The following is a 25600-nucleotide window of genomic DNA, read 5'->3' on the forward strand; positions in this document are numbered from 1 at the left end:
CAATTTATCGAAAAAAGGGGTTAAGAGTATGAAAATGAAGAAAAAGGATATATTCTTCCAAACGCTGGAGAATATGGCCGATACGGTGGTACAAGCCGCAGACTATTTTTCGCAGCACGTTTCCAATCTTGAAGATGTGCTTGAATTTGCCAACGAAATGAAGAAGTACGAGTCGCAGTGTGATACCTACACGCATACCATCATTACTGAACTCAACAAAACATTTATTACGCCAATCGAACGCGACGACATCATGGACCTGACAACCAGCATGGACGATGTAATGGACGGATTGGAAGCGACCGCATCCCGTTTCTATATGTATCAGCTGGGCAAGCCTGACGAGTACATGGTGCAGTTTGCAGAGATTCTGCGTCAATCGGCTTATGAAATCCAGAAAGCCATTCATTTGCTCTCCCAGAAGAAACTTCTGGCGATTCGTGAATACACGATCCGCTTGAACGATCTGGAGAACCAAGGCGACGAGCTGCTGCGGATCTGTATCAAGGATCTGTTTGCCACCGTCTCTGACCCGATTCTGCTGATCAAAAAGAAAGAGATTTACGAACGTCTTGAGACGACCACGGACACCTGCGAAGACGTGGCAAATATGCTGGAATCCATCATTATGCGCAACTCGTAAGGGAGTCCTGAACAATGGATACAACGATGTTAGTATTAGTAATAGTTGTTTTTTTGGCGCTTGCATTTGACTTCATCAACGGGTTCCACGATACGGCGAATGCCATTGCAACGTCGGTATCGACCCGGGCCCTGAAGCCGCGGGTAGCCATACTGCTCGCAGCGAGCATGAACTTCGTCGGCGCGATGATGTTCACGGGCGTTGCCAAAACCATCGGCGGCAGCGTCGCGGATCCGACCAAGCTGGATAACGGGATCGAGGTTGTTATTGCAACATTGCTTGCAGCAATCATCTGGAACCTGGTTACCTGGTGGTTCGGATTGCCTTCGTCCTCTTCCCATGCCCTGATCGGGGCATTGGCCGGCGCAGTATTCGTCGGTGCGGGAAGCGACATGCTGAATTACGGCGGATTTAAGGACATCGTGCTCGCGTTGGTCCTGTCGCCGATTATCGCATTCGTGATCGGTTATCTGGTCATGCAGCTGCTCAAGGTCATCTTTGCCAAGCGCAGTCCGCATACGGTAAACAAAGGCTTCCGTACGATGCAGATCTTTACGGCAGCGCTGCAGTCCTTTACGCATGGTACCAACGATGCGCAGAAGGCGATGGGTATCATCACCTTTGCTCTCGTGACGTCCGGTCAATTGCAGGAGATGGAAGTGCCCTTCTGGGTTAAAGTCTCTGCAGCCACAGCCATGGCGCTCGGTACGTCGGTAGGCGGCTGGAAGATCATCAAGACCATGGGTACGAAAATATTCAAAATCGAGCCGATCAACGGGTTCGCCGCTGACTTCTCGGCCGCTTCCGTTATTTTCTCGGCAACATTGCTTCACTTGCCGATCAGTACGACGCATGCCATTACGTCGGCAATTCTCGGCGTAGGCTCGGCGAAACGCTTCTCCGCCGTAAAATGGTCCTTGGCAGGACGCATCGTGGTAACCTGGTTTATTACGATTCCGATTACGGCCGTACTGGCAGGAGTCATCTTTAAAATTCTTTTCTAGACATGAATCATTACACATAGAGAAACGGATAGTTGTGGGGCCAATCAGGAATCGATTGGCTTTTTTTGTTTAAAAGAATCGATGGTGCAGGGGAAGGGGACAGCCAATCATGATACGCGTACTGGCGATTACGCCAAGCTATGAACCGGTGACCGGGCTTACGCTGGAAGAGATCCGAATGGAGGACTATGCCTGGATCTGGGCCGATTTCAGCAATCCTACGCCGGAGGAAGCGCGGAAGCTGGAGAGCTATTTTCACTTTCATCCGCTGGCGGTGGAGGATTGCCTGCACGTCCTGCAGCGGCCGAAGCTGGATTATTACGACAACATGCAGTTCTTTGTCCTGCATGCCCTTCAGCCGGATACGCTGCAGGCGGTCGAGGTGGATGTGTTCCTGGCCCCTTCGTTCGTGGTCTCCTTCCACCAGCAGGCGCTGCCGGAAATGGACGAGGCTTGGGAACGCGTGCTCTCGGCTGCCGGCAAGGGGCCGCTGGGCCAGGACGGCCCGAGCTTCACGGCGTATACGATTATGGATAAGCTGGTGGACCAGTATTTTCCCAGCCTGTTTGCCATCGAGGACGAGCTGGCCGAGCTGGAAAGCCAAGGGGAGAAGGATTCGGTCGAGGATCTGATGAATCAGGTCTTCGCGCTGCGTTCAAGGCTGCTCCGCCTGCGGCGCACGGTGGTGCCGATGCGGGATCTGCTGTACCGGATCGTGAACTCGCAGCATATGGAGCATCACGCGCACCATGCTTATTTTTCAGACATTTATGACCATCTGCTGAAGCTGGCGGACATGATCGAGGCGGACCGCGAGATGACAGCGGATCTTCGGGATAGCTACATATCGGTGAATTCGAACCGGATGAATACGATCATGAAGACGTTAACCGTCATCACGACGATCTTCATGCCGCTCACCTTGATCGCCGGGATATATGGAATGAATTTCGAGAACATGCCGGAGCTGGGGTGGCATTACGGTTACTTCTTCGTGCTCCTTCTCATGTTCGTACTGGGCGGCGGCATGGTGTTGTGGTTTATGCGCAGAGGCTGGTTTAAATAAGGAGGTTCTAAGGCGGTAAATACTGTTAAGCCAACGGAAGCAGGGATTCAGCTGGTGGATCTGTGTCGGCCGAAGTTCTGGGTTAGCGGTAGTTTGAAGAGAGATAAAGCGGGGAAGGTTGTCCCATACAAGAAGAGCGAATGCTAAATAGCTGTCGTTTCTTGTTCTTTCGTAAAGGGTAAAGGCTTGCTGAGGAGGGACTGCATATGAAACTCGGGCTCAAACAACATCCTAAGAAGCGTTCATCGCGTCAACCTGACGAGCCTTTGCGTTCCCGGCTGCTGCGCCGGATGCTTCGCTTAGCTTGGAAACGAAAACGAAAGCTCGCCGTCACGAACCGTTACGAGGTGGGCATGGTCATCAGCGAGATCGCCACGGGCCTGCTGTTCATTGCAGGCAGCATCATGATGTTCTATCCCCAGATGAAACGAATCCCGACGGTGCTGTACCTGCTCGGCAGTATCACGATGCTGCTGCGTTCCGGTTTGCGCGGATCATATTGGTTCCGGTTAAAATCGCTGGAAAACGTCGAGAATAAAGAAGCCGGTCCCGAAGGGGATTGGACGCGATGATGATTATATAGGCTGAAAAAAAAGATAGGGCTCCAGTCTGGGGGGACAGACTGGAGCCTGCGTGATGTATGAGGGTTCCGTGCATACCGCCATGGTGGGCCCTAACGTATCTGATGGACCCATCCCGACAGATCTGATACTTCGCTGATCAGAACCTGCACTGTTTGATTAAAATTGCACGGCATATAAAGGGTCGTGTGCACCGATTACATAGGTTAACGGCGCCGTCTTTTGCCGGAAGACGATTTGCGCGAGCCGGAGCGGCGTCTGCTTCCCGAGGACCGCCGTCTTCTCGGTCTGTATTCGTAGCCGTCTTCATTCTGATCCGTATAGGCAGTCGAAGACGATCCGCTACCCTTCTTCTTAAGTGCGCCTGCCAGCACGGAGAACATGGGCGCAAGCTGCTGGAAGCCCTGCATGACCTTTTGTACCTTGCCGATGTTGTTGACGATGCCGTCGATGCCGCCCATCCGGTCGATGAGGCCCTTGATGTCGCTCATATTGTTGACTCCGAGCCCGCCGAGGAGCTTGCTTAATCCACCGCCGCTGCCGCCTCCTCCGCCGAGGAGACCTGCCAGCCCGCCGCCGCCGGAATTCGTGGAGGGAGCGAGAGCCGAAGCCGAAGCCGAAGCCTCCAGATCCGTTACGCCGTCGGTATATGGATATAACGCAGTTTCACCGACTTCCGGATAATCGCCGTATGGCGTGATGCCAGGGTACGGTGTTGGATCCTGCGGCAGTGATTCATATGAATTGAGGGAGCGATGGTTATTCGTGGGTCGGCGATGATAATAGTGAGAATGACGCGTCATGATATCACTTTCCTTTTTGAGTTAAGATACTATACTGTATGATACGGGCGGGCGATGGGTTTAGGCGGATGTCCCGATTTTCGGGATAGGAGCGGAATCGGGCGATGGCCCAGGAAGATTTTAGCGCGCCTCTTTCGGCCGTGAATGAGAGCGTTTATGCGGGATGAGCCCCCCTAAGGGGTGGTTGTCCTGTAGTGCGTGAAATCGTTAATGCTTGAAAATACTATATCCGCTCGGGTACAATGGGAGTGCGAGTGTTATACACACAGTAACAATAGGGGATGATCATCCAGTGCAATTAAAGAAGCTAAATGATAAAAGCATCGATCAATTATTCGAAGCGATATTAACCCTGGACAGCGTGGAGGAATGTTATGTATTCTTCGACGATCTCTGTACCGTGAACGAAATCCAATCCTTGTCGCAGCGGCTGGAAGTGGCGCGCATGCTGGGCAAGGGATGCACATACAACCAGATTGAAGCAGAAACGGGAGCCAGTACCGCCACGATTTCGCGCGTGAAGCGCTGCCTGAATTACGGCAATGACGGTTACAAAATGACGCTGGAGCGTCTGGGACGTTAATTCATGACGAAGCCGGGTGTGCTGGTCATCAGTCATGGCTCACGTGAACGGAAATGGGTGTCGCTTGTGGACGAGGCCGTCCACGAACTGGCTTCCCGTATGGATATACCGGTCGTATCTTCGTACCTGGAATTGGTAGAGGGCCGTCTGATTCAGGACGGCATCACGGCCTTGGAAGACCAGGGTGTCACCGACATTGTGGTCATTCCTCTATTTGTCTCGTCCGGCAGCACACATGTCGACGAAATAGCTTATGCTATAGGAGCGAAGGCCGTTCCGGACATGGAGACGGACCTGGCGCCGTATCGGGTTCGGTCCCGCGTTCATTTCGGTACGCCGATGGACGACGATCCCGAGATTGCGGCCATGGTATGGGATAAGGTGAAAGAGCTGTCCGCGAACCCGGCGAAGGAGGTCATTCTCCTCGTCGGACACGGCAGCAGGCATGATCTGTTTCGCAGCCGCTGGGAAAAGGGTATTAACTCTTTGGCACAGCGAGTTAGCGAGGTAAGCGGAACCGGCGCGGATTATGCCTTACTCAGTCCCGGCGATGTGCGGGACAAGGTGACAGCATGGATGGAGCGCGGCTGCGATGTGATCGTAGCTCCGCTTTTTTTGAGTGAGGGGTATTTTACGGAGAAGGTAATACCCGATCGGCTCCAGGGGCTGGAATGCCGGTATTCCGGCAGGACCTTGCTTCCGCATCCGCTGCTGCCGCAGTGGATGGAGTCGCAGGCCAAACGTCTTCTTCAATCCTTGAAATCATAAGTAGGTGGCGTATCGTTAATGAGAAATGCAAGGTTAATCTATAACCCAACCTCCGGCCGGGAGGAAATGAAGCGTCGGCTTGCTGATATATTGCACCGTCTGGACAGTGCTGGCATCGAAACCTCCTGTCATGCAACGACCGGAGAGGGGGATGCGACTCGCGAAGCGGCGGATGCCGTCGAGCGCGGGTACGATCTTGTGATCGCGGCCGGCGGAGACGGTACGCTTAATGAGGTCATCAACGGGATGGCCGGCAGGGATAACCTCCCGCCGCTGGGCATATTCCCGCTGGGGACCACGAACGATTTTGCGCGGGCGCTCGGCATCTCGAAGAACTGGGAGGAGTACTGCGATCTGGTGATTCGGGGAGAGACGCGTCCGATTGACGTGGGCAAAGCGAATGATCGTTACTTCATCAACATCGCGGGCGGCGGCACGCTGACCGAGCTCACGTATGAGGTACCAAGCAAGCTGAAGACGATGATCGGGCAGCTGGCGTATTATTTGAAGGGGATCGAGAAAATGGTCAGCCTCGCGCCGCAGGAGCTCATCATTAACGCCAGCGGTCATCCGGCGATCCATGACGAGTTCATGGTGTTCCTCATTGCGAACAGCAACTCGGTTGGCGGCTTCGACAAAATCGCGCCGGGCGCGAGCATCGACGACGGCTTGTTCGACGTCATTGCGCTGCGAAAGTGCAATCTGGCGGAGTTCGTGCGTGTGGCTACGCTAGCTCTTCGCGGCGAGCACATCAACGACAAGCGTGTCGTGCATTTCCGCACCGACTATATGGAGGTCGTCTCCCCGGGACCGGTTCAGCTGAACCTGGACGGCGAGTTCGGCGGCGTTCTGCCGGGCACGTTCCGCGTTCTGCCGCAGCATTTGCGGATTTTTGGCTGAGATGGTGGATGGTAGAGACGCGGAAGGCAACGGGCGCCTAAGGCGTAATGGTTGCTGCCGAAGGCTCAGCGGGGACTGACCGTATTAGCGATGATAGGCGATTATGGCGATGGGCCATGGGACGAGATGGAACGGGCCGAGGATCGCCGCTTAGGCTCCAGACTCTTGTAAGTAAATGATTGGATTTGCAGGCAGAATGGATTGAATAACATACGAGGCTCCCGTATAATGATGGACGTGAGCTTGTGCGCTAAGCTCCCTTGGGGGAGCTTTTTGTTGTTTAAGCGAGTGAAGGTTAACGGAAGATCATTCATTTCGATTATGGATGGGACTCCGATGGGGAATATAGAGTGGTAAGGGACAAGTTGAACGGAAAGAAGTGAACAGCACATCATGAAGAAGAACCGCAAGGGAAGCGACACGCGCCGCAGCGGCAAGCCGGCGGCTTCGGCGGCCCTCCTGGACCTGCCGGTGGCCAAGAACGACGAAGTCGTGATCGATATTATTGGAATGAACCATGACGGGGAAGGGGTTGGCCGTGCCGACGGCTACACCCTGTTCGTTCAGGGTGCCCTGCCTGGCGAGAAGGCCCGGGTGAAGGTGCTCAAGACCAAGAAGCAGTATGGCTATGCCAAGCTGCTTGAGCTGGTCGAGCAGAGCCCGAACCGCATCGCGGCCCCATGCCCGATCTACGACCAATGCGGCGGCTGCCAGCTGCAGCATATGAATTATGCCGGTCAACTGGAGTGGAAGCGCCAGCTGGTGGTGGACAATCTGGAGCGGATCGGGAAGCTGCGGGTGGTGCGTGAGTCGGCAATTGCTGGAGAGACATGTGTGGACGACAAGCGGAGTGGCACAGATGGTGGAGGGGACATTGAGATTTCTGAAACCAATGGGACCAATCCTGCCGTGTCCGGCGTTGAATCAGATCAAGAGGGGATCCTCGTGCGGCCGACACTCGGTATGAGCGAGCCTTGGCGCTACCGCAACAAGTCCCAGGTGCCGATCGGCGTAACGGAAGGCGGCCTGGTCGGCGGCTTCTACGCCCGGGGCAGCCACCGGATCGTGGACATGGAGACGTGCCTCATCCAGCATGAGCAGAACGACGAAGTCGTCAGCCGTGTCAAAGCCATCGGACGGAAGCTCGGCATCACCGCCTACAATGAAGAGACAGGCCAAGGCCTACTTCGCCATGTCGTGGTAAAGATCGGTTTTGCTACCCGGGAGATGATGATTGTGCTCGTCACGAACGGCGAGCGGATACCGCGCGTGAACGAGTGGATCGCTGCCATCCGTGAGGAACTCCCTGCTGTGGTAAGCGTTTGTCAGAACGTGAACACACGCAAAACAAACGTTATTTTTGGAGAGGTGACTCGCGTCCTGTGGGGTCGTGAGGTCATCCATGACTATATCGGCGATGTGAAGTTCGCGATTTCCGCACGTTCCTTCTACCAAGTGAATCCGGCTCAGACCGAAGTGCTCTACGGTAAGACGGTGGAGTATGCGGGATTAACTGGGGAGGAGACCGTGATCGATGCGTATTGCGGCATCGGGACGATATCCCTGTTCTTGGCCCAACATGCCAAGAAGGTGTATGGGGTCGAGATCGTGAAGGAAGCGATCGAGGATGCGCGTGCCAATGCAGAACTGAACGGTATGAAGCATGTGGAGTTTGAAGTCGGCGCGTCCGAAGACGTGATCCCGCGCTGGAAAGAGCAGGGCATCGAGGCGGATGTCATCGTGGTTGATCCACCGCGTAAGGGCTGCGATCCGCAACTCTTGGAGACGATTCTTGAGATGAAGCCGGAGCGCGTGGTATATGTGAGTTGTAATCCGTCTACGTTGGCAAGGGATTTAAGGATACTCGAAGATGGTGGGTATCGGACGGTGGAGGTTACGCCGGTGGATATGTTTCCGCATACGGTGCATGTGGAGAGCGTGGCGGTGTTGGTTTGGAAAGACTAATAGTTGAGATGTATTGGCGGACATAGCATAGAGGGGGTGAACCCCTCTCTTTTTTTTGCACATGAAGGAAAGTTGGTCATAGGAGGTTAATCTTTAATAGCGAACCGCCGTCCGTCCACGAGTCCTTCTCAATGATTGGTGGTTGACTATCGTTGAGTTTCCCTCCTATGAAGGATATCAATTCTTGAAGTCCCGTATCCGCCAGTTCAAGAAGAATGGAAAGCCTGAACTACAGCACCGGTTTATTTCCTGACAATCAACATTTAAACTTTAAGGCTACATAGATAGGAACAAAGCAACCCAGGCATCTTTTGGACCAACTTTACTTCGTCCGAAAATGATTTCTAGGAATAAGATATTCCATCAATGGAAAATTCACAATCCGTAGGACATCCTAGGTCCTCGAAAACTTTACGCGCGGCAGCATCGACCGGCAGGAAAACCGCGATCTGCGGATATAAACGGCTGCCTGCAGAAATTGAAATCTGTCTGTAGCGAATGGGAACAAGCTCGCCGGAGCTTTCGATTCTGGCTAGTATGGTTTGCACATGATCAATTTCTTCCCCTGCATCCAGCACATTCGGATATTCGTCCACGTTATATTTCTGGAATTTATGAAACAATTTTTGATACCACGCATCGTAACGGGAAAGTATGTGTTCTCGCTTAAACGCATTTATCCCGTTTTTGGCGTGTGCTTCCCACTGCTCGAACGAAGCTTTATCGAAAGTTGAGCGGGACCGGATAGGCAAATCGGAATTAAAATGTAAATCAATCCTGTTCATTAATCCATCGTAATTACGGTCCAATGGGATATCGAACAAATGGCGAAACGGCTCGTTAACCCCCTTGATATCCTGTGTGTGTGTTACAATCATCGCAGGAAAAGGAATGCTTCTCATCGTTAGATGCGACCATTCCAATGCACGCTCCAGCGCCCGTCCCTCCAGTTCAGTCTGGATCGGAAGGTAACCGGCTGCCATTAGCAGATCGTTACGCTCGTCGGAAGTACAATCAAGATATTCTGCAATATTTATGATCGTCTGACGATCCGGTATGCGCCGGGAACGCCCAACCAGCAGATTTTTATACGATGGAAATGCCTCGTCGTTCAGCTCTTGTTGGGTAAATCGTTTTAAGTACGGGTGAGGCCGGTCGGCAAGCTCGTGCTGGCGTTTCATCCGCAACGCTTCGATCTCTCCGATTACGATTTTAAGTCTGGAATTCTCCGTAGTAGGTATATCCATCTTCTCTCCCCCTCTTTATGAAGTGTAGTTCTGCACTTGGGATAATCATTTAGTTAAATTATACTCCTCAATGAAAACGAAAGTCATCTAATGACGCATAACGAATGGAGGAGATACAATATGATTCGTGCCATAGTAGTTGATCCGCTTGCTCCGTCACATTTGGCGTTCAAGGAAGTTGAAGCACCACAGGCCCAGCCTTGGGAAGCACTCGTGCAAGTGAAAACCGTCTCTCTTAATCGCGGAGAAGTGAAAGACGTCAAGGAGCAGGAAGCATCTAGGCGCCCCGGCTGGGATTTCGCCGGAATTGTCATCGAGCCGGCCAAAAACGGTGCAGGTCCGCAGAAAGGGGCCCGGGTTGTCGGTTTGCTCCCGATGGGAGCTTGGAGCGAGCAGGTTGCTGCTCCCGTGTCGATGTTGGCCCAAATCCCGGACAAGCTCACTTTTACGGAAGCGGCTACCTTACCCGTAGCGGGCCTGACGGCGCTTTATGCACTTAGAAAAGGCGGCATGCTGCTCGGAAAGCGCATTTTCATTACAGGATCTACTGGTGGGGTTGGACTGTTCGCTCACCAGCTGGCGGCACAGTCCGGCGCATACATTGTAGGTACGGCCAGCACGGAAGAGAAGGCCGAGCTTGTTCGAGAGGCGGGAGCTGAAGAAGTTATCATTGGATATTCGGCAATTTCATCAGCCCACCAATTCGGTCCGTACGATCTGATCATCGATTCGGTAGGCGGGGATACACTGGCTGCCTTGCTGCCGCAGCTTGCGCCGCAAGGCATTTGCGTTGCTTTAGGATTTTCCTCTTCAAATATCGCGACGATTGATATGAGTAATCTGGTGACGAGAGGAGGAAGAACATTGTACAGTTTCTTTCTCGGAGACGAACTTAATCGTCAATCAGCTGCGGACGATCTGAGCTTGCTGGCCGGATTGGTCGCAGATGGGCGGTTAACGCCACGGATCGAAGTGGAGACGCCTTGGACCGAGATTGACAGCGTGGCCCGCAGTCTGATGGAACGGAAATTCTCAGGAAAAGCCGTGCTTCACTTGGGTTAATTGGTAAAAATATTTGATCATCAGCATGTAACCCTGATTCTTTGCCGAAGATATAGCTAATATCGCAAATCTTTCGCACACGATTCATGTGGAGTGTTGCGCACTGTTAGTGCGTTAGGAGTAGAACGCAATTAAAGTCATCTCAAAGCCTATAAAGTCGTGTTAAAGCCTAAAGTTGTGTTACAAGCCGGGCGAAATTCAGGTATCCACTCCTGTTTTTCCTCGGTTTTTTTATTGAATCAGGGAGGAGCTTCAACTCGTCAAAATAGTCTTTCTTCTGTTTAGTACGACTTTAATTGCTTTTGGGTCCCGATCTACATATATTCCTACCGTAACATCAAAAAATTGCGGAATTAATTTAGAAAATGTAAATAAAGTAAGATAATAGCACAGTAAAAATCTGTGGCATGTCTCATGGGAGCGCTACAGATAAATAAAGAAACAAGGAGGTTTGAAAATGACTAATAAAAGGTTTTCTTTTAAGCCCCTATCACTTTTGCTAGTTCTAGTAGTATTTCTATCTACATTTTGCGCAGCCTTACCGTCAGTAAACGCAGCCGCTAGAGGGACATGGGCTCCAAATACGGCATATGCAGTAAATGACACAGTAACCTATAGTGGAAGCACTTATACCTGTCTTCAGGCACATACTTCTCTCGTAGGTTGGGAACCGTCCAATGTCCCTGCTTTATGGCAGAAAGGCGGTAGCGGCGGAACTACGCCACCAACGACACCACCGACAACGAACGGAGTAACATTCTATGCAGATATAAACTATGGAGGTAAAGCAGTGACACTCGGAATAGGGAATTATACACTGTCTCAGTTGAACGCAAACGGAATTCCGAATGACTGGATGTCGTCTCTTAAGGTTCCAAGCGGTTGGACGGTTGAAGTATATGAGAATGATAATTTTGGAGGAACCAAGTGGACCTTTACTTCAGATTCTTCCTGGGTTGGCAACACGATCAATGACAAAATGTCATCGGTCAAGATTTATACGGGTTCACCACCTCCTACAGTAACAAAGCCTGCCGAGGTTCCAAGCCATATATGGACATATGTCATGAATGCGGACAATGCCTATGGGAAAGGCGGAGATTTTGCTTTATTGCTAAGTGCTGTTATCAAAAAGGAAAGCAGCTTTGGAGCAGGTTTACCAGGTAGTCCATCGGCCGGCGACGGATTGATGCAGGTAGAACCAAACACACGCAATGCGTATTTATCTCAATTCAGCTCAAAATTTGGCCGTGCGTATAATCATAGCAGTGAACAAGATCAGGTATATCTGGGCGCGTTGATTTTAAATGAGAAGATTACGAAGTTTGGAAATATCTACAACGGATTATTACACTACAACGGTGGAGATAACTGGTATCCGGGAGCTACGGATTCTTATGGCCGTCCGATTCTGGCAGATCAATATGCAGATGCAGTTTACGCTACTTATAAGGGCTATGGCGGTAAGAATTAAGGTGTTACATTGATAGGTAAATTGAAAAATAGCGAGACGTGGAAGGATTTTCTTGTTGAGTGGAAGCGGCTTATTTAATTTGAAAGGGCATGAGTTACCAAGCAGATCATTGCTTGCATAACCCAAGCCCTTTTTTCTTTATCAGGTTTTCTTCGACTACTAATTAGGCGCCAAGGAACATCTTCATGTCATCTTCCACATTGGTAATGCCGCCGATGCCGAAGTTTTCCACGAGGACTTTGGCAACGTTAGGCGACAGGAATGCAGGGAGCGTAGGGCCCAGATGAATATGTTTAACGCCAAGATATAGCAGGGCAAGCAGCACGATCACCGCTTTTTGCTCATACCAGGCAATGTTATAGGAAATCGGCAGATCATTAATATCCTCAAGGCCGAATACTTCCTTCAGCTTCAATGCAATCACGACGAGGGAGTAAGAATCATTGCATTGACCAGCGTCCAGGACCCGCGGAATACCGCCGATTTCGCCTAGATCCAGTTTATTGTATTTGTATTTGGCACAGCCTGCAGTTAGAATGACCGTGTCTGTTGGAAGTTCAGCCGCAAAATCGGTGTAATAGCTGCGGGATTTCATCCGTCCATCGCAGCCGGCCATGACGAAGAAGCGGCGGATCGCCCCGGATTTCACGGCATCAACGACTTGATCGGCCACGTTCATCACAGCGGCATGAGCGAAACCGCCGATGATCTCACCCGTTTCAAGCTCCGTTGGAGCGGGGCATCCTTTCGCTTGCTCGATTAGTAGGGAGAAGTCTTTGGGAGCACCGTTTGTTCCTTCTGGAATATGGCGGACACCCGGAAACCCGGTGTTGCCTGTTGTATAGATCCGGTCCTTATAACTGTCTTTCGGCGGGACGATACAGTTGGTCGTCATTAATATCGGTCCGTTAAAGGCAGCGAATTCACTATTCTGCTTCCACCAGGCATTCCCGTAATTGCCTACAAAATGCTCATATTTCTTGAATGCCGGATAATAGTGGGCAGGCAGCATCTCACTGTGCGTGTACACGTCCACGCCGGTTCCTTCCGTCTGCTTCAGCAGCTCCTCCAAATCCTTCAGATCATGGCCGCTGATGAGAATGCCGGGCCGGTTGCTTACCCCGATATTGACCTTCGTAATTTCCGGATTTCCGTAAACCGAGGTGTTCGCTTCATCCAGCATCGCCATGGCGTTTACGCCGTATTTACCGGTTTCCATCGTCAAAGCGACCAGATCCTGCACTTCAAGGCTGTCGTCAAGCGTGGCGGCAAGCGCACGGCGCATAAAACGGTTTAATTCGTTATCATCCTTCTCCAGATGAAGCGCGTGGTACGTATAAGCAGCCATCCCCTTCAAGCCGTACGTAATCAATTCGCGCAGCGAGCGGATGTCTTCATTGCGGGTCGAGAGGACACCAACCGTTCGTGCTTTTTCATCAAAAGAAGCTTCGTTATCCGCTTGCCAGACGGCAGCATCAGGGAGATTGGCGGTTCCTTCCGGATATTGTTCGTTATAATAGGTGCGCACCTCGCCGCGGAGCTCGATCGCTTCCCGGATTCTTCCCACAAAAACCTCGCGGTCAAAGTTGGCGTTCGTAATCGTTGCAAACAAGGAGTCCATCATAAACAGCGATACGCGCTGTTCAAGCACCTCCGGCAGCCGGACATCCAGACTGAGAAAAGAGATACCTTTCAGCAGATAAATCAGCAAATCCTGCAGGTTTGCCACATCATGCGGTTTGCCGCATACGCCGACAATGGTGCAGCCTGTTCCTTTGGATGCTTCCTGACATTGAAAGCAGAACATGGACGGCTGATGCTGTAAGCTCTCTTGGGCGTTATTATTCATGATTTCTCCTCCAATTTTGTGATTATTAGTCGTAAGGTCAGTAAATGATTGCCTCGCAATTGGACTGTTGAAGACAGTATACTTCGCTCCCACAACCGACATAGTGATTGGAATCACAATTTTTTGAGTAGTGAGTTTAATCACAAACCCGGTCCGTTTCTTCTTTTAAACTGGAATTAATGACCTAAGAAGAAATGAGGAGAGAACATGTCGATTTTACCTCAAAAGAATGAACTGGGATTTTTCGAGATCCGTCTCGAATCCATCGGCGGGCTTGGCGCCAATCTGGCCGGAAAAATGCTGGCCGAAGCTGGGGTTACCGGTTCCGGACTTAACGGTTCGAATTTTTCCAGCTATGGTTCGGAGAAAAAAGGGTCGCCGGTGAAGAGCTTCGTAAGGTTCTGCGATTCCGAGGTGGAAATCCGCGATCACAGTCCCATTGAGCAGCCGCATGTCGTCGGCGTATTTCATGAAGCCTTGTATAAGACGATCGATGTCATAAGCGGATTACAGCCTGATGGAACGGTACTTGTGAATACGGCGCGAGCCCTTTCCGAAGTGGCCGTGGATCTGAACATGAAGCAGGGAACGCTGGCCGTAGTTGATGCGCTGAAAATTTCCGTTGAGGAAAAAACCAAAGTGAATACGGCCATGCTGGGGGCTTTGTTCCGGATTTGCAGCTTTCTAGACCCGGACGATATGCGGCAGGTGATCCGCACAACATTTGAGAAGAAGCTGCCCCACCTCGTGGAAGCGAATGTGCGGACCTTTGACAGAGGATATAACGAAGTCCGGTTCCTTTCCTTAGGAAATGGCTCAGCGCTTATAGACCCAATCGCTTTTGCAAGACCGCAGCCGATTCTTGGATATGACACGCAGGAGCTGGGCGGGATTCTGAACGTTACGGCGAACAGTGTCCTGAAGGATCTTAGCGGCTCTCGGCAGGGATATTTGCCAGAATACAAGATCGAGGACTGCATACACTGTGCCGCCTGCGATACGGTATGTCCGGATTTCTGCATCGTGTGGGAGAAGAAACCGGATAAGCGCGGCAACATGCAGATGTTTATGAAAGGTATCGATTATCAGTATTGCAAAGGCTGCTTGAAGTGTATCGAAGCTTGTCCGACCACCGCTTTAGCTGCCATGTTAGAAGAGCCGCATTATGCGGAGCAGCACCGTGTGCCGCAATCATTTCCCTATATAACTGCGGAGGGAGTCCGATCATGAATATGCAAATTCAAGAAACAACGGAGAACAAGCTGGCGGCCGCTCAAACGGCAGTTTTCGAATCGGGAAACGAAATGGCTGCCATGGCGGCTGCCCAAATTAATTATCACATTATGGGTTATTTTCCGATTACTCCTTCTACGGAAATCGCCCAATATCTTGACATGATGCGTACACGCGGCGAACATGACATCAAGCTCATTCCAGCTGACGGCGAACATGGATCGGCGGGGATTTGCTACGGTGCGGCCGCAGCCGGAGCACGGGTATTCAATGCTACCAGCGCAAATGGTTTCCTGTATATGATCGAACAGCTTCCTGTGCAAGCGGGCACACGTTTCCCGATGGTCATGAATTTGGTGACGCGTGCAGTCAGCGGACCGCTGGATATTCGCGGTGACCATTCGGATCTTTACTACGGCCTGAACACCGGCTGGGTGATTTTGACCGCCCGTTCACCGCAGGCCGTGTATGACATGAATATTATGGCGCTGCGAATCGCTGAACATGAAGACGTACGCCTGCCGGTCATTGTAGCTTATGACGGATTTTTTACATCGCACCAGAAACGCCGGGTACAAATATTCACGAACCGGGAAACCGTTCAGGGGTTTGTAGGGGAACAGGCGCCTGAATATCCGCATGTGCTGGACGAGAACAACCCGATCGTTGTTGGGGCTTATATGAACGGCGACGATTTGATGAACAACCACTTCCAACAGTCAAACGCCATGTACCGTGCGGGCGAGGTATTCAAGGAAGTGGCAGAGGAATACGCGGCTTTGTCCGGAAGATCCTATTCGCCGCTTGATCTGTACCGCATGGAAGACGCGGAGGTGGCTTTATTCCTCCTCAATTCGGCGGCCGAATCCTCCAAAGACGTCGTGGATCGGCTGCGGGCGAAAGGAATTAAAGCAGGCATAATCAGCCCGAATATTCTTCGGCCGTTCCCGGCAAGAGAAATCCGCGAGGCGTTGACAGGTGTCAAAGCGCTGCTGGTTGGCGAACGTGCCGATTCTTACGGCGCACATGGGGCCAATCTGACCCATGAGGTCAAAGCGGCCCTGCAGGAAATCCGTGGTCCGCAGCCTATTGTGCTGTCGCGCATATTTGGACTTGGGGGGAAAGACTATTACGCGGATGACGCGGAAGCTTTTTTTGCCTTGACGATCGAGGCCATGGAGCTCGGTTATGCCAAAGTGCCGTTTGATTATTACGGCCAAACACCAGGAGCTGAGGAGCAAAGACTGCAGCCGGTCATTGCCCCGATGAATGGAGACAGCTTTAAATCTGGACTGATCACCGTAAAGGTGGATGAAGAGACAAGTAAACTAGCCGTTAAAGTGCCGCCGATGCGGGCGCTTGCCGCGAAACCGAAACGGTTTGCTTCCGGCCACGGAGCCTGCCCGGGCTGCGGTATTTTCCCGGCGCTGGAGCTCTTTTTCAAAGGGATTGAAGGCAATGTCGTTACTTTATTCCATACTGGCTGCGCTTATATCACAACAACGGGGTATCCGTATAACTCGCATAAGCAGAGCTTCATTCATAATTTGTTCCAGAACGGACCGGCTACTTTATCCGGCACGGTAGAAGCGTTCCTTGAGAAGAAACGCCGCGGGGAAATCGAAGTTCCTGAGGATTTCGCTTTTGTGATGGTGACCGGCGACGGCGGCATGGACATCGGGATGGGCTCGGCCATCGGGACGGCGCTGCGGGGCCATAATCTGATCATTCTGGAATATGATAATGAAGGCTATATGAACACCGGTGCACAGCTTTCGTATTCTACGCCATTAGGGCATATGACCAGTACGTGCGGTGTCGGCAAACAGCAGCAGGGCAAAGCGTTCCATCATAAAGATACGGTGCAAATGATGGCAGCGGCACATATTCCATACGTATTCACGGGGACGGAAGCATTTCCGCAGGATCTTGTGAAAAAGGCGGCCAAAGCGCAGTGGTACGCTCAGAATGTAGGTACCGTCTACGGCAAGCTGCTGATCACATGCCCGCTGAACTGGAAATCGAGCGACAAGGATGGGGAGAACATCGTCCGCGCGGCCGTGAATTCAAACTTCTTCCCACTGTATGAAGTAGAGCAGGGAGAAACGAACATTACGTACGATCCTGAAGCGAAGAAGAAACAGGTGCCGCTCAGCGACTGGCTGAAATATATGGGCAAATCAAGACATCTGCTCAAGGAAGAAAACAAAGAAATGCTTGGCGAATTTGAAAAAGAAGTGGAGCGGCGCTGGTCGATTCTGAAAGCAAAACACGAGAACTCGCTGCTATAAAATATTCAATTCAGCATACTAGGTTTACAACAACGGAGCGGGCATTGTCCCGCTTCTTTTTTGGTTTAGGTATGGGCGTATCGTTATGGCTATGGAGAACTATAACCCAAAAGGTGCTTTTTAAGTTATAATAATTAAAAATTTGTGAAAAAACGGTGGGAGGGTTGATCATGCAGAGATCCTGGTACAAGCGTCTATTGCTCTCCTATATGCCTATTTTTGTCATTGTGATTACCTTTATATTTTTTGTTTTCTTTCAGTTGTTCAGCGAACAGAGCCGGCGGGAGGCCCTTAATGCCAATAAATCGCTCTCCTTGCAAGCGATGCGCATGGTGGATACGTCCCTGAAGGTGATCGACAATATGATCGTCCTCGAAAGCATCAACAGCAAGGCTTTGAATGATTTTTTCCAATCATCTGCCGTTGGCGATCCATATATTAATATTCAAGCTGTTCAGAAGCTCAAGGAGATTATTAATTATTATCCCTTGATCGATTCGATTTATCTGGTGAGAAATTCGGACGGCTATGTGCTCAGCAATGCCACGAATGGATACGTAAGTACATATCCGGACCATGAGTTTATTGAACAATATCAAGTATCGAAAACGCCGAAATGGACAGGCGCAAGAAATTTCGAACAATTTAAAATGAAGGGCGGCAAACAGGTGGTCAGCCTGGTCAGAGGATCGCCTTATATGAAAAACGACTTAGGCATGATCGTTGTCAATGTGAGCACGGAATCCTTGAACAAGCTTACCGAAGAGATGCTGGATTCCAACATGAGCTTCATTCAGGTTCAGGATATCTCCGGAAATCATTTGTTCGGCACCACAGCGGATCGTCCGCCATCCCAAGTCAATTCCCAGTATGTATCAAGCTATACGAATTGGAACTATGGAAGCGGTTTGTTGAACAACGGTTTTGTAAGCGCTATCTCTTATCTCTATAATCTTTGGTTTATCATAGGTCTTGGCATGATTGCCATCGGCTTCCTATGGATGATTTATGTTTCCAGGCGAAATTCCAAGCCCATTGAGGAGATCGCTGCCCGTTTCAGCAGCTATTCGCTTCCGGTGGTGAGCAGTAACCGACGTAAGGGGAAGCTGGATGAATTCGCATTTATCGAATCCGCCTTTGACAACATACTGGAACAATCCAAGGAATATCAGGAGAAATACCGGGAGGATCTCCATGTCAGGACCCGGTTTATGTTCCGCCAGCTGATCGAAGGGGACTCGCCTCTATCTGTATCCGAATGGAAGTCTGAAGCGGCTCGACTGAATTTGCCGCTGCCACTGGATCGATATCGTATTCTTATCCTGGAGATTGATAAGTACGGGGATTTCTGCCGGGATTATTCCAAGACCGATCAAGATCTGCTTAAATTCACTCTGCGGACGGTCGTGGATGAGATCGCTTCCAAATGGGACTGCCGGCTGTGGTCGGAATGGACATCACCTTCCAACCTGTCCATTATTCTGTTTGAAGAACGGGATCAGGACAAGTTTGAGGAGGCCGTACTGGTTCCGATTGCGGAACAAATCCTGGCATGGACGCACCAAAACTTGAAATTTACAATTACGATGGGAATGGGTCGGTCGACAGATCAGATTGGCGATATTCCGCAATCCTATAAAGATGCGATGCAAGCCTTAAAGTATAAAATCGTGCTCGGTGAGAATCGTTTGATCCGCAGCGAGGATATTTCGAGCCATGGCATTGTCGAGGTTTATACGCATTTAGGTGAGATTCGTGCAATCATCCAGTCCTTCAGAATGCAGAAGGAGCAGTGGAGCGAGGATTACGATCAATGGTTTGAACAGCTGAAGAACAGCTTCTTGACCAATGATGAAATATTCAGCCTGATGAATTATCTGGTTTATTACACCGGCCGCGAAATGTCGGGACTCGGCAAGGAAATTTACAACAAGTGGATACAGGAGGGATTGCCGAAGCTGACGGTTAAGGTAGATAATTCCCATTCTCTGGAACAATTGAGACAGGAAATTAAACAAGTGCTGACGGAGCATTATGAACAGATGAAGCAGATTCATAATGACAACCAATACTCCAGCATCATTAGAAACATATGCGATTTAATTGAGCGTGACTATGCGAATCCGGATCTGTCCCTTGAAATGCTGGGCGATCGGTATCAGCTGAACGCCAAATATGTGAGCAAATTGTTTAAGGAAAATACCGGACAAAGGTTCGTTGATTTCCTGATTGATATCCGTATGAAGGAAGCGAAGCGGCTGCTGACGGAAACCGATTATTCCGTGCAGGAGATCGCAGAGCGGGTCGGATATGCCCATGCTATTTCGTTTACCCGCGTTTTCAAGAGGACGGCTGGAGTTACCCCGGGCGAATACAGGAATGGCCGGAAGGCCAAGGAACGGGGAGAAAATGATTCAGCAGTAGAAAACGGTTAAGGCGGCGATCATGGATCGCTGCCTTTTTTGATTGAGAACGAACCCGTTGTTAAGGCGTTCCGTCCGCCTGGAATGAACCCTGATTCGCTTTTTATGAGGAGGCCCAGGCGAAAATGGTTAATCGTTTTTATTTTTGTTTCTTGTTGCCGGGCGTCGTTGTTGTATACACTCGGTTTACATCGCAAGGACCTGAAAGTAGGAATGGACGAAAGGAGTTAACCCGCATGCCGAGACTGAACGCTAGGCTTCAAACCGAACCAAGCCTGGAACCGAAACTTCCCATAATATTGAAAGCGCTGCCAGAAGTGAAAAAAGGAAGGTCCAGAGGAAAACAAATTAAGCGTCATTGGCAGTTGTATCTCGTTCTCTTGTTACCCGTTCTTTATTTGATTATTTTCAAATACATACCGATGGCCGGTATTGTAATCGCATTCAAGAATTATAACGTCATCCAGGGAATCTGGGGCAGCGACTGGGTCGGGCTGAAATATTTTCGCCAGTTCTTCGATTCGCCGAACTTCTGGCTCTACATTAAGAATACGCTTGGCATTAGCTTCTACGGATTGATTGTAGGCTTTCCCGCACCGATCCTGCTGGCACTCGCGCTGAATGAAATCCGCAACGGCCTATTCAAGAAGACGGTACAGATGGTTTCATATGCCCCTTATTTCATATCTACGGTGATTATGGTTTCGATCATTATCGTCAACTTGACGCCAAATGTGGGGATGATCAGTAAATTTTTCGAGATGTTAGGTATGAGTAATACGAATTTTATGGGTATACCGGGCCTGTTTAAGTCCATTTACGTCTGGTCCGATGTTTGGCAATTTACAGGTTACGGAGCGATTATATACATCGCAGCACTGTCCGGCGTTAACCCGGAGCTGTACGAATCAGCCAAAGTAGATGGCGCGTCCCGCATCCAGAAGATTCTGAACATCGATATACCAAGCCTTATTCCCGTATCGGTCATTCTGCTCATTCTCAATCTGGGCAACATCATGAAACTAGGATTTGAAAAAATATACCTGATGCAAAATCCGCTTAATTTAAGCACGTCGGAAGTCATATCCACTTATGTGTACAAGGTTGGCTTGCTGGGCTCCAGCTTCAGCTTCTCAACGGCGATCGGTCTCTTCAACTCGGTCATCAATCTTATTCTGCTGGTGTCCGTCAATTACATCGCCAGAAAGCTGTCGAACAGCAGCTTGTGGTAGGCCTGTTCTACGCAGCCAGTAAACAATAGCAACTTTGGAAAGAGAGGAGACCCTATGTTCAAAAAAGCCGCTATACGTGAATCGAAAGGCGACCGCCTCTTCATGTTCTTGATCTATCTGTTCTTGACCCTGGTTCTTATTGCCGTAGCTGTACCATTAATCTACATCGTAAGCTCGTCCTTCAGCTCGCCTCAGGCGGTTACATCGGGCAAGGTTTGGCTGTTTCCCGTAGATTTTACGCTGGACGGCTACAAGGCGGTATTCAATAATCCGCAGATCGGCGTCGGCTATCTGAATTCCCTCTTTTATACCGTTGTCGGCACCCTCATCAATGTAACGCTCACGATTATGCTGGCTTATCCGCTGGCGAAGAAGTCGCTTTACGGCCGCAATTTCTTCATGGTTCTGCTGGTGATCACGATGATGTTCGAAGGAGGACTGATTCCTTATTACCTCGTCGTTAAGAATCTCCATCTGCTGGATACGCGGTGGGCCATGATATTGCCGGGGGCACTGGGGGTATTCCAGGTTATCGTCGCAAGGACGTTTTTCCAAACCACGATTCCCGATGAATTGGCGGAAGCCGCGGAGCTGGACGGATGCAGTGACATCCGGTTCATATTCAGCATTGTCCTGCCGCTGTCCAAACCCATTATTGCGGTCATGACCTTGATGTATGCAGTCGGGCATTGGAATGCTTATTTTGATGCACTGATCTTCTTAAGGAATCCTGACTTGTTCCCGCTTCAAATCATTCTCAGAAACATTCTAATTCTGAATTCGGTCGATGCTTCCATGATGGCGGATGTGAGCCAGATGCAGGCGCAGCAGGGGCTCAAGGATTTGCTGAAATATTCCTTGATCGTGGTTGCCAGCTTGCCTGTGCTTATCATATATCCTTTCGTCCAGAAACATTTTGTCAAAGGCGTCATGATCGGCTCGCTAAAGGGCTGATCATGACAGAGCGATCATGGTTTCAAGGAGGTGAGGCTGTACATTATTCAGATACGGCAAAAGCTGGTGGAGGCAAAAGCATAGGAAAGGGCCAAACGCCCGAAATACGGATGATAAACGGGGGGTATATTCGATGGAAAAGAGCATGAAGAAGAAAAACTGGCTAGGTATCATTAGCTGCCTAATGGCTTGCATGCTGCTGCTTAGTGCCTGCGGCGGAACCAATTCCGGCAATCAGTCAAATGGCAAGACGGCCGACAACGGTGCTGCCAATGAAGAATTATTTAATGCTGTTGGTTCCTATCCGATCGTGAAGGAGCCGATGACCATTAAAATGTTCGCGCCTCAGTTTGCGTCAATCGAAAACATGGATACCAACCTATTTACCAAACATCTTGAAGAGAAGACGAACATCAATATCGCTTGGGACCTTGTACCGGAAAATGCTTTGAACGACCGCAAGCAGCTCATGCTGGCCGGCGGCGATTATCCTGAAGTCATTCTCCAAGCGAATTTGACCAAGGAAGAGCAGATGAAGTATGGCTCGCAGGGCGTGTTTATCCCTCTGAATGATTTGATAGACCAATATGCACCCAATATCAAGAAAGCGATGGAGGATATCCCTTACATGAAAGCCTCCATCACGACTCCGGACGGCAACATCTATGCATTGCCGCAGGTCAATGAATGCTACCATTGTGACAATGCGCTCAAAATGTGGATCAATAAAGAATGGCTCGATGAAGTGGGACTGCCTGTTCCAACGACAACCGACGAATTTTATACGGTGCTGAAAGCGTTCAAAGAGAAGGATCCGAACGGCAACGGCAAACAAGATGAAATCCCGCTGACAGGCTCGGATGAAATGTGGGCAGGCAACGTCTCCGCCTTCCTGATGAACTCGTTTATCCTTGATGATTACGTCGACAAGGGTTCGGGTACGTTCCTCCGCGTCATGGATGGCAAAGTTGATTTTACGGCAAACAAAGAAGAGTGGAAGCAAGGCCTCCTTTATCTGAATCAATTGTACAAAGAGGGATTAATTGATCCCGCAGCCTTTACCCAGAATGCCGATGCGGTTCAGCAAATGGCCAACCGGGAACCGGACAATATTATGGGTACGCTTTCAACGGCATTAATTAGTTATGCTTACAGCATGGATGATAAGGCGCCGCGTCATAAAGATTATGTTGCCCTGCCTCCGCTGAAAGGCCCGAATGGTGTGCAGCAGACGCTGAATTTTGCGGGAATCGGTGTCTCGCAATTTGCGATTACGAATAAAGCGACGAAAGAGCAGCAGATTGCCGCCATCCGGTTAGCGGATTATCTGTATACGGAAGAAGCGATCGTGTTGCAGGAACATGGCCCTGAAGGCAAAGGGTGGCGGAAAGCTGAATCCGGAGAAAAGGGTATGGATGGAAAGCAGGCTAAATATACAGCTATTCCTATCCCCGACAAAAAGCCGACGCATAATGACGGTTGGGAGCAGATCGGTCCATCACTGAGAACCTACGCTTATCGCGCGTCCTGGACAGCTCCTCAGGATCCGCTCGCTCCCGATGGATACGGTACCCGTCTGAATCAAGTCTCCGAGGAATATGAACCGTATCAATCCAAGGAGCAATATCCAGGGGGATTGTTCATAGCACTTGAAGATGCCGAGCTCGTAGCTCAGATCAAGACGACGCTTGTCGACTACGTGAAATCCAATATGGCCCAGTTTATTACAGGCTCCAAAGATATTAACAAAGAATGGGATGCATATGTGAAAGGACTGGACGGCATGCAGCTGAACCAGTACCTGGAAATCTATCAAAAGGCATTGGATGCCGGAAAATAATGCTAAATCGGTTCCCTGCGCACGGGTCTCCCTTGCGCAGGGGATCATCATTTTCATAGAAAGCAGGTGTATGATTCAATGAATGAACTTGCAAAGCCATCTCCGCAGCAGCTGGCATGGCAGGATATGGAGCTGGGTATGTTCTGCCATTTCGGTATGAATACGTTTTGCGATCAGGAGTGGGGAGACGGAACGGATTCAGCGGAAATCTTTAATCCAGAGCAGTTGGATGCCCGGCAGTGGGCTAGGACCGCAAAACGCGCCGGCTTCAAGTATCTGGTATTGACCGCAAAGCATCATGACGGATTCTGTCTATGGCCGACGAATACGACCGATTACTCTGTGAAGTCCAGCCCATGGAGGGACGGTAAAGGAGACGTCGTTCGGGAAGTTGCCGATGCCTGCAGAGAGGAAGGGCTTCAGTTCGGGCTATATGTGTCCCCTTGGGATCGGCATGAACCTTGCTATCCCGATAAAGAGGCTTATGACGATTTTTACGCGGAGCAATTAACGGAGCTTCTGACCGGGTATGGACCGTTGGTCGAAGTGTGGTTCGACGGAGCCGGTTCCCAAGGCAGGGAATACGATTGGAACAGAATCATCGGTCTGATTGATAAATACCAGCCGGATGCCATGGTCTTTAATATGGGGCGCCCAACGATTCGCTGGGTAGGGAATGAAGACGGCGTTGCGCCTTATCCGTGCTGGAATACGGCTACCACGGCGAAGGAGAGCATGTTCACCAGCGATATGATGACCTGGATGGAAGGGACTCCGTCTTGGGTACCGGCCGAATGCGATGTTCCGATCCGCAAGCTTCACTGGTTCTGGCATCCTGACGATGAAGCAAGCTTAAGAAGCCTGGAGGAAGTATTGGATATTTATTACCGCTCGGTCGGTCATGGCGCTACGCTGCTCTTGAATATATCCCCGGACAACCGTGGGCTGCTGCCTGAAGTGGATGTGGAGCGTGTCATCGAATTCGGAGATGAAATCCGCCGCAGATTCGGGCAGCCGGTTGGCCAAACGAGTGGAGAAGGAACCGAGCTGCTTCTGAAGCTGGAGCATAGCCAGCCAGTAAATCACGTAATCGTCATGGAGGACATAGCCCATGGGGAGCGTGTGCGTGAATACGCGCTTGAAGCATACAGCCAAGGCGAATGGAAAGAGCTTGTACGTGGAAGTGCAATTGGGCATAAAAAAATCGACCGGTTCGATACCATCGAAACCGATCAATTGCGGGTTCGTATTCTTTCCAGCGTGGAGCAGCCCTTGATCCGCAATTTAGCTGCATATCACGTGGAATGAAATTAGTAAAACCAAGAACAGACTGCCACGGCAGTCTGTTTTTGGTATTTGGTACCTCGTATATTTCTTAAGTGGAGCTTAGAAAATACGGCCTGGGTATCTTGAGTTTACGCGCTAATCACGTTACCGCAATAGTCGCATTCCTTCTCATCGTTAACATACACGATGATCCTGGCTCCGCAGCTCGGACATTCCATGGATCTAGATCCGCACCCCCGATCCTCGCTTTCGTCTTCATATTCCACATCATCGTATTCGTCAACATATTCTTCATCGTAATCATCATCATATGCTTCATGATACCCTTCGGGCTCAAGTTCGAGGATGCCATTTTGGATTCGACCGATTCCATTCAATAGGTGGGACATGTTATG

21 protein-coding genes are annotated in these 25600 nt (G+C 50.3%); 17 read left to right on the plus strand and 4 right to left on the minus strand.

Features of this window, described 5'->3' with window-relative positions:
* The first annotated feature begins 28 nt into the window (after nucleotides 1-28).
* The 4 genes from MHH82_RS05040 (at nucleotide 29) to MHH82_RS05055 (ending at nucleotide 3285) form a co-directional block, all read left to right on the plus strand.
* Complete coding sequence (locus MHH82_RS05040; protein ID WP_012819132.1) at nucleotides 29-643, plus strand: DUF47 domain-containing protein; 615 nt, start codon at nucleotides 29-31, stop codon at nucleotides 641-643.
* Between the two features lie 14 nt (nucleotides 644-657).
* Complete coding sequence (locus tag MHH82_RS05045; protein WP_012819133.1) at nucleotides 658-1647, plus strand: inorganic phosphate transporter; 990 nt, start codon at nucleotides 658-660, stop codon at nucleotides 1645-1647.
* Between the two features lie 109 nt (nucleotides 1648-1756).
* Nucleotides 1757-2713: a magnesium/cobalt transporter CorA gene (corA, locus tag MHH82_RS05050; protein ID WP_090912271.1), complete on the plus strand. Its 957-nt coding sequence runs from the start codon at nucleotides 1757-1759 to the stop codon at nucleotides 2711-2713.
* A 206-nt stretch (nucleotides 2714-2919) separates the two neighbouring features.
* A complete protein-coding gene (locus MHH82_RS05055; RefSeq protein WP_340963910.1) occupies nucleotides 2920-3285 on the plus strand; it encodes a YrhK family protein in 366 nt (121 codons plus the stop codon).
* A gap of 215 nt (nucleotides 3286-3500) precedes the next feature.
* On the opposite strand, the gene MHH82_RS05060 is transcribed toward MHH82_RS05055, so the two are convergent.
* The gene (locus MHH82_RS05060; RefSeq protein ID WP_340963912.1) at nucleotides 3501-4097 is read right to left on the minus strand and encodes a hypothetical protein; all 597 of its coding nucleotides are present in this window, start codon (nucleotides 4095-4097) and stop codon (nucleotides 3501-3503) included.
* Between the two features lie 292 nt (nucleotides 4098-4389).
* Between MHH82_RS05060 and MHH82_RS05065 the strand changes: the two genes are divergently transcribed.
* The 4 genes from MHH82_RS05065 to rlmD all read left to right on the plus strand — a co-directional run bounded on the left by MHH82_RS05065 (nucleotide 4390) and on the right by rlmD (nucleotide 8313).
* Nucleotides 4390-4680, plus strand: a complete 291-nt coding sequence (locus MHH82_RS05065; RefSeq protein WP_009592310.1) for a YerC/YecD family TrpR-related protein — start codon at nucleotides 4390-4392, stop codon at nucleotides 4678-4680.
* 3 nt (nucleotides 4681-4683) lie between these two features.
* Complete coding sequence (locus tag MHH82_RS05070) at nucleotides 4684-5448, plus strand: sirohydrochlorin chelatase (RefSeq protein WP_340963916.1); 765 nt, start codon at nucleotides 4684-4686, stop codon at nucleotides 5446-5448.
* 18 nt (nucleotides 5449-5466) lie between these two features.
* Complete coding sequence (locus tag MHH82_RS05075) at nucleotides 5467-6348, plus strand: diacylglycerol kinase (RefSeq protein ID WP_009592325.1); 882 nt, start codon at nucleotides 5467-5469, stop codon at nucleotides 6346-6348.
* 393 nt (nucleotides 6349-6741) lie between these two features.
* Nucleotides 6742-8313: a 23S rRNA (uracil(1939)-C(5))-methyltransferase RlmD gene (gene rlmD / locus MHH82_RS05080; protein ID WP_340963920.1), complete on the plus strand. Its 1572-nt coding sequence runs from the start codon at nucleotides 6742-6744 to the stop codon at nucleotides 8311-8313.
* Between the two features lie 344 nt (nucleotides 8314-8657).
* Here the strand turns inward: rlmD and MHH82_RS05085 are convergent, their stop codons facing one another.
* Entirely contained in the window at nucleotides 8658-9560 is a 903-nt protein-coding gene (locus tag MHH82_RS05085; RefSeq protein ID WP_251499858.1) for a hypothetical protein, read from the minus strand.
* Nucleotides 9561-9680: 120 nt separating this feature from the next.
* Between MHH82_RS05085 and MHH82_RS05090 the strand changes: the two genes are divergently transcribed.
* Nucleotides 9681-10622: a zinc-binding dehydrogenase gene (locus tag MHH82_RS05090; RefSeq protein WP_012819141.1), complete on the plus strand. Its 942-nt coding sequence runs from the start codon at nucleotides 9681-9683 to the stop codon at nucleotides 10620-10622.
* 457 nt (nucleotides 10623-11079) lie between these two features.
* The gene (locus MHH82_RS05095) at nucleotides 11080-12096 is read left to right on the plus strand and encodes a carbohydrate-binding protein (protein WP_012819142.1); all 1017 of its coding nucleotides are present in this window, start codon (nucleotides 11080-11082) and stop codon (nucleotides 12094-12096) included.
* A gap of 163 nt (nucleotides 12097-12259) precedes the next feature.
* Here MHH82_RS05095 and hcp read toward each other — a convergent pair whose 3' ends face one another.
* The gene (gene hcp, locus MHH82_RS05100) at nucleotides 12260-13945 is read right to left on the minus strand and encodes a hydroxylamine reductase (protein WP_340963930.1); all 1686 of its coding nucleotides are present in this window, start codon (nucleotides 13943-13945) and stop codon (nucleotides 12260-12262) included.
* A gap of 207 nt (nucleotides 13946-14152) precedes the next feature.
* Here hcp and MHH82_RS05105 point away from each other — a divergent pair, with 207 nt between their 5' ends.
* The 7 genes from MHH82_RS05105 (at nucleotide 14153) to MHH82_RS05135 (ending at nucleotide 25226) form a co-directional block, all read left to right on the plus strand.
* On the plus strand, nucleotides 14153-15175 hold the full coding sequence (locus MHH82_RS05105; RefSeq protein WP_036661879.1) for a 2-oxoacid:acceptor oxidoreductase family protein: 1023 nt from the start codon (nucleotides 14153-14155) through the stop codon (nucleotides 15173-15175).
* Nucleotides 15172-17469, plus strand: coding sequence for a thiamine pyrophosphate-dependent enzyme (locus MHH82_RS05110; protein WP_340963934.1), 2298 nt, complete (start codon nucleotides 15172-15174; stop codon nucleotides 17467-17469). The genes MHH82_RS05105 and MHH82_RS05110 overlap by 4 nt, the downstream gene beginning before the upstream one ends.
* A 170-nt stretch (nucleotides 17470-17639) precedes the next feature.
* Nucleotides 17640-19904: a helix-turn-helix domain-containing protein gene (locus MHH82_RS05115; protein ID WP_340963936.1), complete on the plus strand. Its 2265-nt coding sequence runs from the start codon at nucleotides 17640-17642 to the stop codon at nucleotides 19902-19904.
* A gap of 224 nt (nucleotides 19905-20128) precedes the next feature.
* The gene (locus tag MHH82_RS05120; protein ID WP_340963938.1) at nucleotides 20129-21124 is read left to right on the plus strand and encodes an ABC transporter permease; all 996 of its coding nucleotides are present in this window, start codon (nucleotides 20129-20131) and stop codon (nucleotides 21122-21124) included.
* A 54-nt stretch (nucleotides 21125-21178) separates the two neighbouring features.
* The gene (locus MHH82_RS05125; protein WP_009593409.1) at nucleotides 21179-22078 is read left to right on the plus strand and encodes a carbohydrate ABC transporter permease; all 900 of its coding nucleotides are present in this window, start codon (nucleotides 21179-21181) and stop codon (nucleotides 22076-22078) included.
* A gap of 133 nt (nucleotides 22079-22211) precedes the next feature.
* Nucleotides 22212-23918: an ABC transporter substrate-binding protein gene (locus MHH82_RS05130; protein WP_340963939.1), complete on the plus strand. Its 1707-nt coding sequence runs from the start codon at nucleotides 22212-22214 to the stop codon at nucleotides 23916-23918.
* A 78-nt stretch (nucleotides 23919-23996) separates the two neighbouring features.
* Complete coding sequence (locus MHH82_RS05135) at nucleotides 23997-25226, plus strand: alpha-L-fucosidase (protein ID WP_340963942.1); 1230 nt, start codon at nucleotides 23997-23999, stop codon at nucleotides 25224-25226.
* A 107-nt stretch (nucleotides 25227-25333) separates the two neighbouring features.
* On the opposite strand, the gene MHH82_RS05140 is transcribed toward MHH82_RS05135, so the two are convergent.
* On the minus strand, nucleotides 25334-25582 hold the full coding sequence (locus MHH82_RS05140; protein WP_144374200.1) for a hypothetical protein: 249 nt from the start codon (nucleotides 25580-25582) through the stop codon (nucleotides 25334-25336).
* Between the last annotated feature and the right edge of the window lie 18 nt (nucleotides 25583-25600).

It is taken from the genome of Bacillus sp. FSL K6-6540 (assembly GCF_038007545.1).